The organism is Oerskovia merdavium (assembly GCF_014836755.1).
GTDB classification, from domain to species: Bacteria; Actinomycetota; Actinomycetes; order Actinomycetales; family Cellulomonadaceae; genus Oerskovia; species Oerskovia merdavium.
Map to the genome: position 1 here is coordinate 42,433 of NZ_JACSQF010000002.1, position 15,776 is coordinate 58,208.

Consider the following 15,776-nt stretch of genomic DNA (forward strand, 5'->3'; position numbering starts at 1 on the left):
TCTAGACCCGATCGGGTGACCGGCGTCACTGCTTCTCGAAATGGGCGAGGGTGCTGACAAAAGGGTGAGCGGCGTCGTCCGGCGCGGGTTCCTCATACGACAACGTCGCAGGAGTGCCACGATGGCCGGAACCCGAACTACTGACCAGGTGAGCACCCTGTGCTCGCTGCGAAAGGAACGTCGTGGCGCGATCTCGAGCAGTACGTCCTGTTCTCCCGGTGATCGCCCTGACCGGCGTCCTGGTCCTCACGGCCTGCACCACACCGGGCGGGAGCGTCGACGGCGCGAGCGCGGCGGGGGCCGACGGCACCGACGGCATAGTGCTCGCCGACGGCTACGAGCTGGGCGGGTACAACCCCGTCGCAGGCTTCGGGGCCGCAGGCGAGGCCAAGATGTACGACGGCCTGGTCCGCCTCACGGGAGGCGAGGGGATGCCCGGGTTCGAGCCCGCGCTCGCCGCGGAGCTCCCCACGGCCAACGAGGACGCGACCGTCTGGACCGTGAAGATCCGCCCCGACGTGACGTTCTCCGACGGCAGCACGTTCGGCGCCGAGGACGTGGTCGCGACGTACGAGGCGATCCTCGACCCGGCGTCCGCGTCCGAGGCCCGGTCGTCGTTCGACATGATCGAGGAGGTCGTCCAGACCGGCGACGACACGGTCGAGTTCCACCTCGCATACCCCTACGCGCCGCTCCTGACGAAGATGCTCATCGGCGTCGTGCCCTCGGAGTCCGTCGCGACGCCGGGCCTCGCGGCCGAGTCCACGCTCAACACCGCACCGATCGGGACCGGGCCGTACACGCTCGTCGACCTGTCCCCGGACCGCGCGGTCCTCGAGGCCAACGAGGACTACTGGGACGGAGCACCCGAGGTCAAGAAGCTCACGCTCCTCTACGTCCCGGACGACAACACGCGCGCGCAGCGCATGGCCTCGGGCGAGATCGACGGCACCAACCTGCCGCCGCTGCTCGCCAACACGTTCGAGGGCAAGGACGGCATGACCGTCACGGCGCACACCTCGGCCGACTGGCGCGGCCTCTCGCTCCCCACCGACAACCCCGTCGCGGGCGACCCCGCGGTCCGCATGGCCCTCAACCTGGCCGCGAACCGGCAGTCGATGATCGACAACGTCCTGGGCGGGCACGGACGCGTCGCGGCGACCCCGATCCCCGAGGTCTACGGCGACGCCTACGAGCCCGGCGCGATCTTCACCTACGACCCCGCCCGGGCCGAGCAGATCCTCACGGACGCGGGCTGGATCGAGGGCCCGGACGGGATCCGGGTCAAGGACGGGCAGCGCGCGCAGATCGCGCTCATGTACAACTCGGTCGACACGGTCCGCCGGGACCTCGCGCAGGCCTTCGCGTCCGACGCGCTCGCGGTGGGCGTCGAGGTGAACCTCGAGGCGCTGTCCTGGGACCGGATCGACCCGCGCATCAACACCGACTCGACGCTCCTGGGCGGCGGCGACGAGCCGTTCGACCCGGACACGCAGGCCTACGGCGCCCTGAGCTCGGTGTTCGTCCAGCCCGACGTCGGCAGCATCTACGACAACCCGAGCGACTACCAGGACGCGACGGTCGACGCGGCCCTCGAGGTCGGGCGGCGCAGCCTCGACCAGGCCGAGCGCGACGCGGCCTACCGCGAGGTCCAGGACGCGTACATCGACGACCCGGGGTACGTGTACCTCGTGTTCCTCGACCACACGTACGTCTCGAAGGACGCGGGCTGGACCATGTCGGGACCCGTCCTCGAGCCGCACGCGCACGGCGTGACGTGGGGGCCGTGGTGGTCTCTGCAGTCCTGGACGCGGGACTGATGACCACGGTCCAGGCGGGGCGCGAGGAGCGCCCGGCCGGTACCGGTCAGGACGCGGGGCAGGCAGGCACGGTGCCCGACGACGCCCCCCGCCCCTCGGAGGGCCAGGCACCCTCGGTGCAGGACCTGCGCCGGGGGCGCCACCGCGACATCTGGGCCATGGTGGGGCGCCGCCTGCTCTTCATCGTGCCGGTCACGGCGGCCGTCTCGGCGGGACTGTTCGCGGCGGCCAAGTACTCGCCGTTCGACCCCCTGGTCGGGTACCTCGGCACCCGGTACATGACCACGAGCGACGCCGACAAGGCGATCATCTCGGAGCAGCTCGGGTTCGACCGGCCCTGGTACTCGACGTACTGGGGATGGGTGCAGGACCTGTTCGGCGGGGACCTGGGGCTGTCTCGGTCGTTCAACCAGCCCGTCGCTCAGGTCATCGGCGAGCGGCTGCCGTGGACGCTGCTGCTCGCGGGGACCGCGCTCGCGCTCGCGGTCGTGGTCGCGCTCGTGCTGGGGATCGCGGCGGGCGTGCGCAGCGGCGGGATCCTGGACCGGGGCGTCACGGCGCTGTGCGTCGTGGTGCAGGGGCTGCCGCCGTTCGTCATGTCGCTCGCGGCGATCGCGGTGTTCGCGCTCGCGCTGGGATGGTTGCCCGCGGCAGGGCTCACGGACGGGGGAGCGGACCCCACGGTCGGGGGCGTGCTGCGGCACCTGGTCCTGCCGGTCGTGGTCCTCGCGATCTCGCAGGTGCCGTGGCTGCTGCTCGCGGTGCGCGAGTCGGTCGTGACGTCGAAGGGCGAGGACTTCGTGGCCGGCGCGGTCTCGCGCGGCATCCCGACACCGACCATCACGCGCCGCCACATCGTGCCGACGTCGCTCGCGCCGTTCGTCAACATCGTCGGGGTGCGCCTGCCCGAGCTGGTCGTGGGAGCCGTCCTGGTCGAAGAGGTCTTCAGCTGGCCCGGCGTCGCGGGAGCGATCGTCACGTCGGCCCGCGACCTCGACATGGCGCTCCTGGCGTTCCTGACGATCGGGACGACGGTCGTGGTCATGGTCGGCTCGCTCCTCGCGGACGTCGTCGTGGCCCTGATGGACCCCCGGGTGAGCACCGATGGCTAGGCGCAACCTCGTGATCGCGGGCTCGGTCCTGGCGGTCGTGGTGCTCTACGCGGTCCTGGTCCCGTGGCTCGCGGGCGTCGACGACCGGGTCACGGACTTCGCGCAGGCCCGCCAGGCGCCGTCGGCGGACCACCTGTTCGGCACCGACTCCGCGGGACGCGACCTGTTCGTCCGCATCGCGTCGGGCATCCGGACCTCGCTCGTCGTGGCGCTCCTGTGCGCGCTGCTCGCGACCGTGATCGGGGTCGTGGTCGGTACCGCCGCGGGGTTCTGGGGCGGGTGGCCGGACCGGATCATCATGCGCAGCACCGACGCGGTCAACGCGCTGCCGCACCTGCTGCTCGGGATCGTGATCGTCGCGATGTTCCGCGGCAGCCTCCTCGCGATCGTCCTGTCGATCGCCCTGACGCACTGGACGCAGGTCGCGCGCATCATCCGCTCGGAGATCCTCAGCCTGCGCCAGCGCCCGTACATCGACGCGGCGGTCCTCGCGGGCGCGAGCCGCCGGCAGGTCGCGGTGCGCCACCTGGTCCCCGCGACCGCGCCGCAGGCCATGATCGCCGTGGTCCTGCTCCTGCCGCACGCGGTGTGGCACGAGTCGACGCTGTCCTTCCTGGGCTTCGGGCTGCCTCCGCACGAGCCGAGCCTCGGCACGCTCCTCGAGGAGGCGCGCAGCTCGCTGCTCCTGGGTGGCTGGTGGACGCTCGTCTTCCCCGCGGCCGTGCTCGTGATCGTCACGCTCGCCGTGGCGTTCGCGGGACAGGCGCTGCGCAAGGTCATCACCCCACCCCAACCCTCGGAGCTGAGACTGTGAGCCTGCGCGTCGAGAACCTGACCGTGCGCCTGCCCCTGCCGAACGGGTCGGTCGTGCACGCCGCGAGCGACGTGAGCCTCGACGTCCCGCGGGGCACGATCACGGCCCTCGTGGGCGAGTCGGGCTGCGGCAAGTCGATCCTCGCCTCGGCCGTCATGGACCAGCTCCCGGCAGGGGCGCGCCGGAGCGGGTCGATCACGGTCACGACCCCGCAGGGCGCTCTGGACGTGTTCGCCGGCGAGCCCTTCCGGGGTCTGCATGCCGCGCTCGTCCCGCAGTCCGCGGCCACGCACCTCACGCCCGTGCGCACCGCGCGCTCCCAGCTCGACGAGACGATCACGACGCTCGGCTCCCCGCGCACGAGCGACGAGCTGGCTGTGCGCGTGGGCCTCGACCCGTCGGCGCTGGACTGCTACCCGCACGAGCTCTCGGGCGGGATGGCCCAGCGGGTGGCCGTCGCGGGGGCGCTCGCGGGCGACCCCTCGGTGATCGTCGCGGACGAGCCCACGGCGAGCCTCGACCGGGCCCTGACGGACAGGGTCCTGGGGCTGTTGCGCGAGTGCGCCGACGACGGTGCGGCGGTCCTGCTCATCACGCACGACCTCGCGTCCCTGGTCCGCACGGGCGTGGCCGACCGGCTCGCCGTCATGTACGCCTCGCGCCTCATGGAGACCGGCCCGGCGGCCGAGGTGTTCGACGACCCCTGGCACGACTACACGCGCGACCTCCTGGGCGCGCTGCCTTCACGCGGGCTGCACCCGCTGCCGGGCTCGCCGCCGCAGCTCACCGACCTGCCCGACGACTGCGTGTACTTCCTGCGCCGCCCCGAGACGCGGCAGTCGGGAGGCCCGACAGCCCTGGTCCAGGTCGGCGACCGTTCCTACCGCACGTTGCGCGAGGTGGCCTGATGAGCCTCGAGGCGCGCGGCGTCGTGGCGGGATACCGCCGCAAGCCCCCGGTCCTGACCGACGTCTCGATCAGCGTCCCGGCGGGCACGATCGTGGGACTCTCGGGGCCCTCGGGCACGGGCAAGACCACGCTCGCCCGTGTCCTGGCGCTGCTCGACGCACCACGCGCCGGGACCGTGACCATCGACGACCAGGTCGCGACGGGCACGCGGTTCGCGGTCCAGGGGGACCTGCGCGGATCGGTCGCGATGCTCTTCCAGTCGCCGCGAGCCTCGACCGACCCTCGCCTGACGCTGCGCTCGATCATCGCCCAGCCCGCCGAGGTCGCCCGTCGCCCGGTCGACGTCGAGGGGGTCGCGGCGCGCGTCGGCCTGACCCCCGACCTGCTCACGCGCAGGCCCTACCAGGTCTCCGACGGGCAGCTCCAGCGGGCCTGCCTGGCCCGGGCGCTCGCGCAGGAGCCGCGCTACCTGATCTGCGACGAGGCGACCGCGATGCTCGACGCCGCGACGACCGCCACGCTCGTGCGCCTCGTCGAGGCCGAGGTCGCCGCGCAGGGCGTGGGGGTCCTGCTCATCAGCCACGACGAGGAGCTGCTCGCCGCGTGCTGCTCGCAGGTCAGCGCGCTCGCGGACCTGCGGCGGGCGCCGGTCCAGCGCTGAGCGGTCCGCGCCCGGGCGGGGCGGCCGGGCGAGAGGCGTCCTGCCCGACGGCGGTGCGCGGCGCCGTCGGGCACGTCGCCCCGACGAGAGGTCCAGCCGGGCCGGGTGTGGCTCAGACGACGGACGTGGCGGCCTCCTCCGCACGTGCCGCGGCCTCGACGGCCGCCGCGACGACCGTCGTGACCTCGGGGTTGAACACGCTCGGCACGATGTAGGTCGGGTTGAGCTGGTCCTCGTGGATCGTCGAGGCGAGCGCCCGGGCCGCCGCGAGCAGCATGGTGTCGGTGATCTTGTGCGACTGCGCGTCGAGCAGACCGCGGAACACCCCCGGGAACGCGAGCACGTTGTTGATCTGGTTCGCGAAGTCGCTGCGGCCCGTGCCGACGATCGCGGCGTGCTGCGCGGCGTCGACCGGGTCCACCTCGGGCTCGGGGTTGGCCATGGCGAACACGATCGAGTCGGGTGCCATGGTCGCGATGTCGTCGCCCGTGAGGATGCCCGGCGCGGAGACGCCGATGAAGACGTCGGCCCCCGCGAGGGCCTCGACGAGCGTCCCGCTCACGCGCCGCGGGTTGGTGCTGATCGCCGTCCAGGCGAGCGCGGGCGACAGGCCGGGCCGGTCGGGGTGGATCACGCCGTCGACGTCGGCGACCACGACGTCGTGCGCGCCCGCGGCCAGGAGCAGCTTGAGGACCGCCGTCCCCGCGGCCCCCGCCCCCGACAGCACGATCCGCACCTCGGCCAGGTCCTTGCCCACGACCTTGAGCGCGTTCGTCAGGGCCGCGAGCGCGACGATCGCGGTGCCGTGCTGGTCGTCGTGGAACACCGGGATGCTCAGCTCGGCGCGCAGGCGACGCTCGATCTCGAAGCAGCGCGGCGCCGAGATGTCCTCGAGGTTGATGCCCGCGAAGACCGGCGCGATGGCCTTGACCGTGCGCACGATCTCGTCGACGTCCTGCGTGTCCAGGGCGATGGGGAACGCGTCGATGTCCGCGAACCGCTTGAAGAGCGCGGCCTTGCCCTCCATGACGGGCAGCGACGCGAGCGGGCCGATGTCGCCCAGCCCCAGGACCGCCGACCCGTCCGTGACGACCGCGATCGTGTTGCGCTTGATCGTCAGGCGCCGCGCGTCCTCGGGGTGCGCCGCGATGGCCTCGCAGACCCGCGCGACGCCCGGCGTGTAGATCATCGACAGGTCGTCACGGTTGCGGATGGGGACCTTGGACTCGATCTGGAGCTTGCCGCCCAGGTGCAGCAGGAACGTGCGGTCCGAGACCCGGTCCACCGTCACGCCGTGCAGGGTACGCAGCGCCGCGACGATCTCCGCGGCGTGCGACTCGCCGCGCGTCGCGACCGTGACGTCCACGGTGATGCGCTCGTGCCCCGAGGCCGTGACGTCGAGGGCCGAGACGATCCCGCCCGACTGCTCGATCGCCGTCGTGAGCTCGCTGACCGCGGTGGGCCTGGCCTCGACCTGGAGGCGGACGGTGATGGACGAGGAAACGCTCGGCGCTGAGGTCATGTGGTCAGCGTATTCGCCTGTCGTGCGCAGCTGGTGCACCGAGCAGGTGAGCGGCGGACCCGGCGTGGCGATGGCGCCGGAAGAGGCCCCGGGCACGGGAACGGCGCCCCCGGAGGGGCGCCGTGCTCGCCAGCGGGACGGGGGTTAACAAGCGTGCTGCGAGGGTAGGTGCTGCAACGGGGCGAGCCCGGTCAGCCAGTCCTATGCGTGGACTTCTCGCGCGTGGGTTCCGCCCGTCCCTGATGCTGTTGTTCCTCAGTGATACGCCGCTCCGGGACGCCGCGCAAGGGGTGGCGGGGAGAACGGGAGAACCTCCACCGGGTGTTCGATCCCGAGCCGGGAGGAGCCGGACAACGGGGACCCCGCGGGTTCGAACAGGCCACGTTCCGGCCCGCTCGTGCGGACCGCCGGGAGAGCCCGGGGCATCGCTACCCGGCACGCCCCGAGCGCTTGCGCACCGCGCGCCACACGAGCCAGCCGACGACCGCGACCGCCACGGCCCCGCCGACCACGACCGCGCCCCGAGGCGGCGCGAGCTGGGTGCGCAGCGTGACGGGGCGTACGAAGGTGAGCGTGCCCCAGCCGCTCTCGCCCGCGAGGCGGCGCAGCGTCCGGTCGGGGTTGACCGCGAACCCGTGGCCGACCTCCGCGAGCATGGGAGCGTCGGTGATCGAGTCCGAGTAGGCGTAGGACGCGTCGAGGTCGTAGCCGTGGGTCTCCGCCAGCTCGCGGATCGCGAGGGCCTTGTTCTCGCCGTACGCGTAGAAGTCGATCTCGCCCGTGTAGCGGCCGTCGACGATCTCCATGCGCGTCGCGACGTAGTGGTCCGCGCCGAGCACCGCGGCGATGGGCTCGACGACCTCGGAGCCCGAGGCCGAGACGATCACGACGTCGTGCCCCCGGTCGTGGTGGCTCACGATGAGCTCGACGGCCTCGGCGTAGACGACCGGGTCGATGTACTCGTGCAGCGTCTCCTCGACGATCTGCGAGACCACGCGCACGTCCCAGCCCGTCACGAGCGAGCTGAGGTGTGCGCGCATGCGCTCGGTCTGGTCCGCGTCCGCGCCGCCGACCATGTAGAGGAAGTGCGCGTACGCGCTGCGCAGCACGTCGCCGCGGCTGATGAGCCCGCCCGCGTAGAACGGCTTGGAGAACGCGGCGGTCGACGAGGTCGCGATGATCGTCTTGTCCAGGTCGAAGAACGCGGCGACCTTGCGCGGGCGCGTCTCGCGGGCGCCTGGACGGGGAGGCGCGAGGGGCGCGCTGCGCGGACCGGTCTGCGGTGAGTCCTGGGGCTGGGTCACCCGGTGAGCCTAACCGGCGAGCGCACGAGATGTCCCGGTTCGGCAGCGTCGTCGTGCCGCGGGTGCCGTGCGGTCCCGGGCAGATCCACCCGACGGGATGTCGTCGTGCCGCCCGCGCGGTACGTTCGGCCGGACGGACCGTGGCCCAGCCCCGTGGGAGGCACGCATGATCACGCTCGACGAGCTCCGCGCCATCACGATCTTCGAGCCCCTTCCCCCCGAGCCGCTCGAGTTCCTCGTCGGGGCGGTCGAGGACATCCGGCTCCTGCCGGGCGAGTACTTCGCGCACGAGGGCGACGAGCGCGCGTTCTTCGTCGTGATCGAGGGGCGTGCGGAGATCACCAAGATGATCAACGGCGACGAGCGCGTGATCGGGGTCCGCACCCCGGGCATGTTCTTCGGCGAGGTGCCCATGACGCTCAGCACGAGCTTCCCGGCGAGCGGGCGCGCGACCGAGGCCACGCGCATCATGAAGCTCGACGCGACGGTCTTCTACGGTCTCGCGGCCATGGCGCCGGCGGTCCCGGCCCACGTCGCGACCCTGGCGCGCAGCTACCTCGATGCGCTCCAGGCGCACGCCTCGGAGAAGCCCGTGGCCGAGGCGCACGTGATCGGGCCCCGGCTCGACGCGGGCGTCCGGGACCTGGCGACGTTCCTCACGCGCAACCACGTGCCGTTCGACCGGGTCGTGGTGGAGGCACCGACCGAGGTCGCGGCGAGGGTCGCGCTGCCCGCGCACCCGGTCCTCGAGCTGCGCGACGGGTCGCGGCTCGTCGCGCCGACCATGCGTGAGGTCGCGCACACGGTCGGTCTGGCAGTGGAGCCCACCGCACCGGACTACGACGTCGTGATCCTCGGCGGAGGGCCCGCGGGGCTGACCGCAGCGGTCAACGCTGCGGCCGAGGGCTTGCGCACGCTCGTCGTCGAGAGCCTCGCGCCGGGCGGCCAGGCAGGGACCTCGACGCGGATCGAGAACTACACGGGGTTCCCCTACGGCATCTCGGGGGACGACCTCGCGAGCCGCGCGCTGACCCAGGCGCAGCGGTTGGGCGCCGAGATCGTCGTGACGCGCACGGTCGAGTCGATCGACCCGGGATCGCACCGGGTCGTGCTCGACGGCGAGGACGCGCTCGGGGCGCAGGTCGTGATCGTCGCGACCGGGGTCGAGTGGCGCACGTTCGCGCTGCCGGCCGTGGACCGCTACCTCGGCAACGGCCTGTACTACGGGGCCGCGCGCAGCGACGCGGCCCTCGCCCAGGGGCAGGACGTCTGCATCGTCGGCGCGGGGAACTCGGCAGGGCAGGCGGCGATCTTCTTCTCGCGGCACGCCCGGTCCGTCACGATGCTCGTGCGTGGCGAGTCGCTCGCTGCCAGCATGTCGCGCTACCTGATCGACCAGATCGCCGCCAACCCCGGGATCCAGGTCGAGACCCGGGCCCAGATCGTCGACCTGCACGGTGACGAGGGACTCGAGCACGTCGACGTGCTCGACGCGCGGACGGGGGAGACCGCTCGCCGTGCGCTCCCGGTCGTGTTCGTGATGATCGGCGCGGACGCCGTGACGGGCTGGCTGCCCGCGGAGGTCGCGCGCGACTCGCACGGGTTCGTGCTCACGGGGGCCGAGGCCGCGGCCGCACCGCAGTGGACCGCCGAGCGCCGGCCGTTCGCCCTGGAGACGAGCGCCCCGGGGGTCTTCGCGATCGGCGACGTGCGCTCCGGGTCGGTCAAGCGCGTCGCGGCCGGGGTGGGCGAGGGCGGGATGGCGATCGCGTACGCGCACCAGTACCTCGCACTGGCTCACTGACGTCGGGCTCGTCCACAGGGGCACGGCGGGCGCGGTCGTCCACAGGCCCGACGGCGCAGCCCCCGCCCTCGGTCGTCTCGCCCCAGGATGAGGGTCGGCCCGTGCGGACGGGCCGGTGCGGAGGAGGTCCGCGGCCCGCTCGTCGGGCCCACGGCTGCCCTGCGCGTCGCGACGAGAGGGGGAGCCGTGGGACGGGAAGAGGCCGACGTGGTGGGGGTCGTCGGGGCGTGCGGCGGGGCCGGGGCGAGCACCGTGGCAGCAGCGCTCGCGGACGGGCTGCGGCGGGCCGGTCGACGACCGGTCCTCGTGGACCTCGCGACCACGGGTGCAGGGATCGACGTGCTCCTCGGGATCGACCATCGGGACGGCCCGCGCTGGGCGGACCTCCGCGACGCCCGGGGCGAGGTGGACGGCCGAGCGCTCGTGGAGCTGCTGCCGACCTGGTCCACCGTGCCGGTCCTCAGCGCCCTCCGCGCCGACCCGGTGGCCCTCGACCCGGGCGTGGTCGTCGACGTGTGCTCGGCGCTCGCGGACGCGTGCGACGTCCTGGTGCTCGACCTGCCGCGCGCAGCGCTCGCTGCGGGGGCGGTCGCGTCCGCGCTGACCGGGGCCGGGGCCGGGGCGGGAGCCGGGCCCTGCGAGAGGGGGGACGCCGACCATGCTGCGCTCGTCGGGGCGTGCGACACGCTGTTCCTCGTGACCCCGCTCGAGGTGCCCGCGGTCGCGGGAGCCGTCGCGGCCGTCACGCTCGCGCGCCGCACCGGAGCCGACCGGTCGATGCGCCTGGTCGCACGGCGACCCGCGCCCGGGCGGCTGGACCCGTGGGAGGTGAGCGACGTCGTCGGGCTCCCGCTCGCGTGCGTCGCCGGATGGGACCGGACCCTCGCGGCGCGCGTCGACCGCGGGCAGGGCCCACCCGTCGGAGCACGTCGCCCCCTGGGACGCGCAGGACGCGAGCTCGCGGCGCTCGTCACCGCCCGGACGGTCACACGAAGCCCGGTCCTTGCGTGAGCCCGATCGACGACGGGCTCCTGGCCGAGGTGCGCGGCCGGCTCGTCGGGGGCACCACGGCCGACGACTCCGAGCTCCGGGCGGCGCTGCGCGGCACCGGGCGCGTGCTCGGCAGCGACGCCCTGACCGACCTGACCCGGCGCGCACGTGCCGAGCTGTACGGGGCCGGACCGCTCCAACCCTTGCTCGAGGACCCTGACGTCACCGACGTCCTGGTCAACTCGCCCGCCGAGGTCTGGGTCGACCGCGGGGCAGGCCTCGAACGTGCGCCCGTGCACCTTGGGAGCGTGGCCCAGGTCCGGGCGCTCGCGGTCCGGCTCGCTGCCGCGGGCGGACAGCGGCTCGACGACGCGAGCCCGCTCGTGGACGCGCGGCTGCCCGACGGCACCAGGCTGCACGCAGCGATCGCTCCCGTGTGCGAGTCGGGGGCCGTGATCTCGTTGCGCGTGCTGCGCTCGCGGGCTTTCACGCTCGACGAGCTCGTGGACTCGGGCGGGCTGCCCGCCCCGTGGGGCCCGGTGCTGCGGCGCCTCGTCGCGGCGCGCGCCAACATGCTCGTCTCGGGCGGCACGGGGACGGGCAAGACGACGCTGCTCGCCGCGCTGCTGTCCCTCGTGCCGGGGCACGAGCGCGTCGTGTGCGTCGAGGAGGCGCGCGAGCTCGTGCCCGACCACCCGCACGTCGTCCCCCTGACCGCGCGGCGCCCCAACGTCGAGGGTGCAGGGGCGGTCGACCTGGCGGACCTGGTTCGTAACGCCCTGCGCATGCGCCCGGACCGGATCGTCCTGGGCGAGTGCCGTGGTGCCGAGGTCCGCGAGGTCCTCATGGCCCTCAACACGGGTCACGACGGCGGGCTCGCCACGATCCACGCCAACTCCGCGTCGGTCGTCCCCGCGCGGCTCGAGGCCCTCGCTGCGTTGGCGGGGATGACGCGCGAGGCCGTGGCCGCCCAGGCAGCGGGGGCGCTCGACGTGGTGCTGCACCTGCGCCGGTCCGGGCGGGTCCGGTACCTGGCGGAGATCGGTGCCGTGCGCGACGTCCGGGGTGAGCTCGTGGTCGAGCCCGTCGCGACCTGGGACGGCGTGCGGGAACCGGTCGCGGCCGAGGGATGGGACGCGTTCGCCGACCGGTGGAGCGGGGTGTGAGCGGCGATCTCGCGGTCGCGGTCACGGTCGGGTGCGCGGTCTGGGTGGCCGTGGCTCCTGCGGGTCGGCGAGCCGCAGAGGTGACGGCCGGTCATCGGGTGCGGTCGGCGGGGTGGCGAGAGGGCTCCGGGGTGGTCGTGCGGGCTCTCGGTCGACGTCCGGTCGCCGGGCGTTCGGTGCGCGTGCTCGTCTCGCACGTCGCGTCGTTGGTGCGCTCGGGGAGCGCGCCCGGCCACGCGTGGGCGACCGCGGCCGGCGTGCGGGTGGACCCCCGGGGTGTCCCCGAGACCGCCGACCTGCGCGTGGTCGTGGGCGCACACGGCTCGGACGAGGCGTCGGGGCAGGTCGCGGCGGTCGTCGCGGCGAGCCGGTTGGCGGCCGACGTGGGGGCACCCCTCGGGGCGGTCCTCGAGTCGATCGCCCAGGCGCTGTCCGCAGAGTCGGAAGCGCGGGCCGACCGGGAGGCGTCGCTCGCCGGCCCTCAGGCGACGGCGCGCGTGCTGCTGTGGCTCCCGGCGGTCGGGGCGCTGCTCGGCGTGGTGCTGGGGGTCGATCCTGTGGCGACCGCGCTGGGTGGTGGGGTGGGATCTGCTGGGCTGCTGGCGGGCGGGGTGCTGCTCCTCGTGGGTCGCCGGTGGTCAGGTCGACTGGTCGCGAGGGCCAGGGCGGCAGGGGCACCGCCGTGAGCGCCGACTGGCCGCTCGCGGTGGCGTTGTCGTGCGGGTTCCTGGTCGCGGCGAGCCCGTGGTGCGTCGCCCGGGCGGGAGTGCGGGCTCGGCTCGGTGACCTCGTGGCCGTCGCGGCGGCTCCCGGCCGGACGCCGGCGACGGGCGGGCCGGTCGAGATCGGTGTCCTGCTCGAGCTGCTCGCGGCTGCGGTCCGCGCGGGGACGAGCGTCCCGCGTGCGCTCGAGGCGGTGGGCCAGGCGGTCGGAGGGCCCGACGGCGTCGCCCTCCACCGCGCCGGGGCGGCGGTCGTGCTCGGGGCCGGGTGGGCCGAGGCGTGGTCCGGGGCGCCGACGCGGCTGGACGTGGTGCGTTCGGCGCTGGCACCCGCCTGGGAGCAGGGAGCCGCTCCGGGGGAGTCGTTGCGCGTGGCGGGCGAGCAGCTCCGGCGAGACCAGCAGGCGGCCGCACGGCAGGCCGCAGCGAGGCTCGCGGTGCACCTGGTCCTGCCGCTGGGCGTGTGCTTCCTGCCGGCGTTCGTCCTCATCGGGCTGCTACCCGTGCTGCTGTCGTTGGGCGGTGGGGTGCTCGGTGGTGGGTGAGGGGTGGCTGGTGCTGGTGCTGGCCGAGCTCGGCGGCGGGGAACGGATGCCGCGTGATGGTGCGGACGGTCGTGCCGAGGACGCGGGACTGGCGGCGTGGTAGCCGAGGGTGGGGGTCAGCGGCGCCCACGCTGCGAGCCGTCGTCGAGGAGGTCGTCGACTGGACAGCCGAACGCTGCGGCGATGGTGCCGAGGTCGTCGAGCGACCAGGCGACCTTGCCCGTGAAGCGCTGCGAGATCGCGCTGCGCGACCGACCGAGCAGCTCGGCGAGGTCCTCCTGGCTGATGTCGCGCCGTGCGGACTCGAGCCGGATCGCGCCGGCAGCGACCCGGCTGAGCGGTACCCCGTACCCGGAGGTCAGGGGGAGATCGTCGAGCGGCCACGACGGGCCTTCCGGGATCATGTGGGCGAGTGGTCGGGGGAGCATGTGTGCCTCGCAGGGGTGTGTGGGAATCGGGAGTCGTGTTCGATGAGCGGGCCGTGGTTTCGCTGAGCGAACAGCGCTCGCCACAACCCTTGGGGGACTCGCCAGACGTTCCTGGACTGCTCGCCGCGGGGTCCTGAACCCGTGGAGTCTCTGAGGCAGCCAGCCACGTGGACGAGGTTCAGCGATGCTGCTGATCGGATGCCATTGATTCATGCTGGCCGGTCGGCGGGCCATGGGTCAGGCTTTCCACAGGTCCACAGGTCCACAGGTCCACAGGTCCACAGGTCCACAGGTCCACAGGTCCACAGGTCCACAGGTCCACAGGTCCAGTCCGCCCGAGCTAGCCGACCAAATCCTCACGGACCTCCGCGAGCCGCCGCGTCAGATGCTCTCGCTCGGCCGCGTTCCCGCACCGGCCGATCGCCTCCTCGAACGACGCCACGGCCTCGGCAGGTCGGCCCGCACGCGCCAGCAGCTCGGCACGGGTCGCGGGTAGCCGATGGTTGGTCCGGAGCGCCTCGTCGATCCCCTCGAAGTCGTCGATCAGCGCGAGCCCGGCGGTCGGCCCCTCGGCCTCCGCGACCGCGACCGACCTGGCGAGCCGGACCATGGGCGAGCCCGTGGCCGCCTCGAGCTCGGCGTACAGGTCGGCGATCCCGCCCCAGTCCGTGTCGGTAGCGCGTCCCGCGACAGCGTGTGCGGCGGCGATCGACGCCTGGAGGCGGTACTCGTGCGCGAGGCCAGTGACGCCGTCGGGCACGGAGGCCAGCAGCGCGAGACCCGACGCGATCTCGCCGCGGTGCCACCGCGCCCTGTCCTGGTCCGCCAGCAGCACCAGGGCCCCCTCGACGGAGACGCGTGCGTCACGCCGCGAGTGCTGGAGCACCATGAGGGCGAGCAGCGCCCGCACCACGGAGCGCCCCGGCAGGAGCTCGTCGAGCAGGCGTGCCAACCGGATCGCCTCGCCCGCCAGGGCCACCCGCAGCACGTCGGGCCCCGTGCCCGGCGCGTACCCCGCGGTGAAGGTCAGGTACAGGACCGAGGCGACGTCGTCGAGCCGGTCGTCCAGGCGCTCGGGCGCCGGCACCTCGAACGGGATGCCCGCCGCCACCAGACGCTTCTTCGCACGCGTCAGACGCGCCGCCATGGTCGCGTCCTGGACCAGGAAGAGCCGCGCGATGTCCGGCACGGGCAGGCCTGCGACGAACCGCAGCGTCAACGCCGCACGCGACTCGACCGACAACGCCGGGTGGCAGCACGAGAAGACGAGGCGCAGCCGGTCGTCGGGCAGGTGCGCGCCGTCGTCGATCATGCCCGGCGTGCCGTCCGCCGCCTCGGCCGCGGACTGCGCCTCCACGATCATGAGCGGCTCCTTCTGGGCCGCGACCGCCTCGGCGCGCAGACGGTCGAGGACGCGCCGCCCGGCCGCTGTCCGCAGCCAGGCGGCAGGAGAGTCCGGCACGCCGTCGACGGGCCACGTCCTCGCCGCGGCCGCGAACGCGTCCGCGAGCGCGTCCTCCGCGAGGTCCGGACGGCGGTAGCGCGCGACGAGCATCGCGAGCAACCGCGCCCAGTGGTCGCGCCACGCCGAGGCGAGCGCGTCGTCGACGAGCGTCACGGCTGCGCGACCGACGACGACGTCACAGGCCGTCCACGTCCACGACCGGACGCAGCTCGACCGTGTACTGCGGCAGGAGGGTGACGGCCTCGATCGCGGTGTCGATGCTCGGCAGCACGGCGACGTAGAAGCCCCCGAGCTGCTCGGCGAGCTCGGCGAACGGCCCCTCGGTCACGACCACCGCACCCTCGCGGCTGCGGACCGTCGTGGCCGCGGCGACCGTGCTCAGCGCCTCCGCGGCCACGATGCTCCCGTGGTTCCTGAGGAACGCGGCGAACTCGTCGTGCTGGGCCATGTACCGCGAACGTTCCTCCGCGGAGGCATCGGCCCAGACCCGCTCGTCCCCGTACAGCAGGAACAT

The 15,776-nt window shown here is 73.8% G+C and carries 15 protein-coding genes; 10 read left to right on the plus strand and 5 right to left on the minus strand.

Annotated features, from left to right (window positions below):
* Positions 1–218: 218 nt before the first annotated feature.
* The 5 genes from H9641_RS02365 to H9641_RS02385 are packed head-to-tail and all read left to right on the plus strand — an operon-like array spanning position 219 to position 5,316.
* Complete coding sequence (locus tag H9641_RS02365) at positions 219–1,820, plus strand: ABC transporter substrate-binding protein (protein WP_191800699.1); 1,602 nt, start codon at positions 219–221, stop codon at positions 1,818–1,820.
* Complete coding sequence (locus H9641_RS02370) at positions 1,787–2,932, plus strand: ABC transporter permease (protein ID WP_318244335.1); 1,146 nt, start codon at positions 1,787–1,789, stop codon at positions 2,930–2,932. The genes H9641_RS02365 and H9641_RS02370 overlap by 34 nt, the downstream gene beginning before the upstream one ends.
* Positions 2,925–3,746, plus strand: a complete 822-nt coding sequence (locus H9641_RS02375; protein ID WP_191800701.1) for an ABC transporter permease — start codon at positions 2,925–2,927, stop codon at positions 3,744–3,746. The genes H9641_RS02370 and H9641_RS02375 overlap by 8 nt, the downstream gene beginning before the upstream one ends.
* Positions 3,743–4,654, plus strand: coding sequence for an ATP-binding cassette domain-containing protein (locus H9641_RS02380; RefSeq protein WP_191800703.1), 912 nt, complete (start codon positions 3,743–3,745; stop codon positions 4,652–4,654). The genes H9641_RS02375 and H9641_RS02380 overlap by 4 nt, the downstream gene beginning before the upstream one ends.
* Complete coding sequence (locus tag H9641_RS02385) at positions 4,654–5,316, plus strand: ABC transporter ATP-binding protein (protein WP_191800705.1); 663 nt, start codon at positions 4,654–4,656, stop codon at positions 5,314–5,316. Before H9641_RS02380 ends, H9641_RS02385 begins: the two co-directional genes overlap by 1 nt.
* A 112-nt stretch (positions 5,317–5,428) precedes the next feature.
* Here the strand turns inward: H9641_RS02385 and H9641_RS02390 are convergent, their stop codons facing one another.
* Positions 5,429–6,838 (minus strand): NAD-dependent malic enzyme, encoded by a 1,410-nt coding sequence (locus H9641_RS02390; RefSeq protein WP_191800707.1) that lies wholly within the window; start codon positions 6,836–6,838, stop codon positions 5,429–5,431.
* A gap of 428 nt (positions 6,839–7,266) precedes the next feature.
* Complete coding sequence (locus H9641_RS02395; protein ID WP_191800708.1) at positions 7,267–8,142, minus strand: HAD family hydrolase; 876 nt, start codon at positions 8,140–8,142, stop codon at positions 7,267–7,269.
* A gap of 166 nt (positions 8,143–8,308) precedes the next feature.
* On the opposite strand from H9641_RS02395, the gene H9641_RS02400 reads away from it, so the two are divergent.
* From H9641_RS02400 to H9641_RS02420, 5 genes are all read left to right on the plus strand, one after another.
* Positions 8,309–9,946, plus strand: coding sequence for an FAD-dependent oxidoreductase (locus H9641_RS02400; RefSeq protein WP_191800710.1), 1,638 nt, complete (start codon positions 8,309–8,311; stop codon positions 9,944–9,946).
* 186 nt (positions 9,947–10,132) lie between these two features.
* Positions 10,133–10,957, plus strand: coding sequence for a septum site-determining protein Ssd (gene ssd, locus H9641_RS02405; RefSeq protein WP_318244336.1), 825 nt, complete (start codon positions 10,133–10,135; stop codon positions 10,955–10,957).
* The gene (locus tag H9641_RS02410) at positions 10,954–12,102 is read left to right on the plus strand and encodes a TadA family conjugal transfer-associated ATPase (protein ID WP_191801177.1); all 1,149 of its coding nucleotides are present in this window, start codon (positions 10,954–10,956) and stop codon (positions 12,100–12,102) included. Before ssd ends, H9641_RS02410 begins: the two co-directional genes overlap by 4 nt.
* Entirely contained in the window at positions 12,099–12,788 is a 690-nt protein-coding gene (locus tag H9641_RS02415; protein ID WP_191800714.1) for a hypothetical protein, read from the plus strand. The genes H9641_RS02410 and H9641_RS02415 overlap by 4 nt, the downstream gene beginning before the upstream one ends.
* Complete coding sequence (locus H9641_RS02420; RefSeq protein ID WP_318244337.1) at positions 12,785–13,369, plus strand: type II secretion system F family protein; 585 nt, start codon at positions 12,785–12,787, stop codon at positions 13,367–13,369. Before H9641_RS02415 ends, H9641_RS02420 begins: the two co-directional genes overlap by 4 nt.
* A 116-nt stretch (positions 13,370–13,485) precedes the next feature.
* Here the strand turns inward: H9641_RS02420 and H9641_RS02425 are convergent, their stop codons facing one another.
* From H9641_RS02425 to H9641_RS02435, 3 genes are all read right to left on the minus strand, one after another.
* Positions 13,486–13,797, minus strand: coding sequence for a helix-turn-helix transcriptional regulator (locus tag H9641_RS02425; protein WP_191800716.1), 312 nt, complete (start codon positions 13,795–13,797; stop codon positions 13,486–13,488).
* 340 nt (positions 13,798–14,137) lie between these two features.
* Complete coding sequence (locus H9641_RS02430) at positions 14,138–15,415, minus strand: RNA polymerase sigma factor (RefSeq protein ID WP_191800718.1); 1,278 nt, start codon at positions 15,413–15,415, stop codon at positions 14,138–14,140.
* A gap of 22 nt (positions 15,416–15,437) precedes the next feature.
* Complete coding sequence (locus H9641_RS02435; RefSeq protein ID WP_191801107.1) at positions 15,438–15,776, minus strand: YciI family protein; 339 nt, start codon at positions 15,774–15,776, stop codon at positions 15,438–15,440.

Excerpts from the sequence above, each read along its gene's own strand:
- H9641_RS02400 (WP_191800710.1), top strand. The coding sequence starts at position 8,309 with ATGATCACGCTCGACGAGCTCCGCGCCATCACGATCTTCGAGCCCCTT.
- H9641_RS02385 (WP_191800705.1), top strand. The coding sequence starts at position 4,654 with ATGAGCCTCGAGGCGCGCGGCGTCGTGGCGGGATACCGCCGCAAGCCC.
- H9641_RS02390 (WP_191800707.1), bottom strand. The coding sequence starts at position 6,838 with ATGACCTCAGCGCCGAGCGTTTCCTCGTCCATCACCGTCCGCCTCCAG.
- H9641_RS02375 (WP_191800701.1), top strand. The coding sequence starts at position 2,925 with ATGGCTAGGCGCAACCTCGTGATCGCGGGCTCGGTCCTGGCGGTCGTG.
- H9641_RS02425 (WP_191800716.1), bottom strand. The coding sequence starts at position 13,797 with ATGCTCCCCCGACCACTCGCCCACATGATCCCGGAAGGCCCGTCGTGG.
- H9641_RS02435 (WP_191801107.1), bottom strand. The coding sequence starts at position 15,776 with ATGTTCCTGCTGTACGGGGACGAGCGGGTCTGGGCCGATGCCTCCGCG.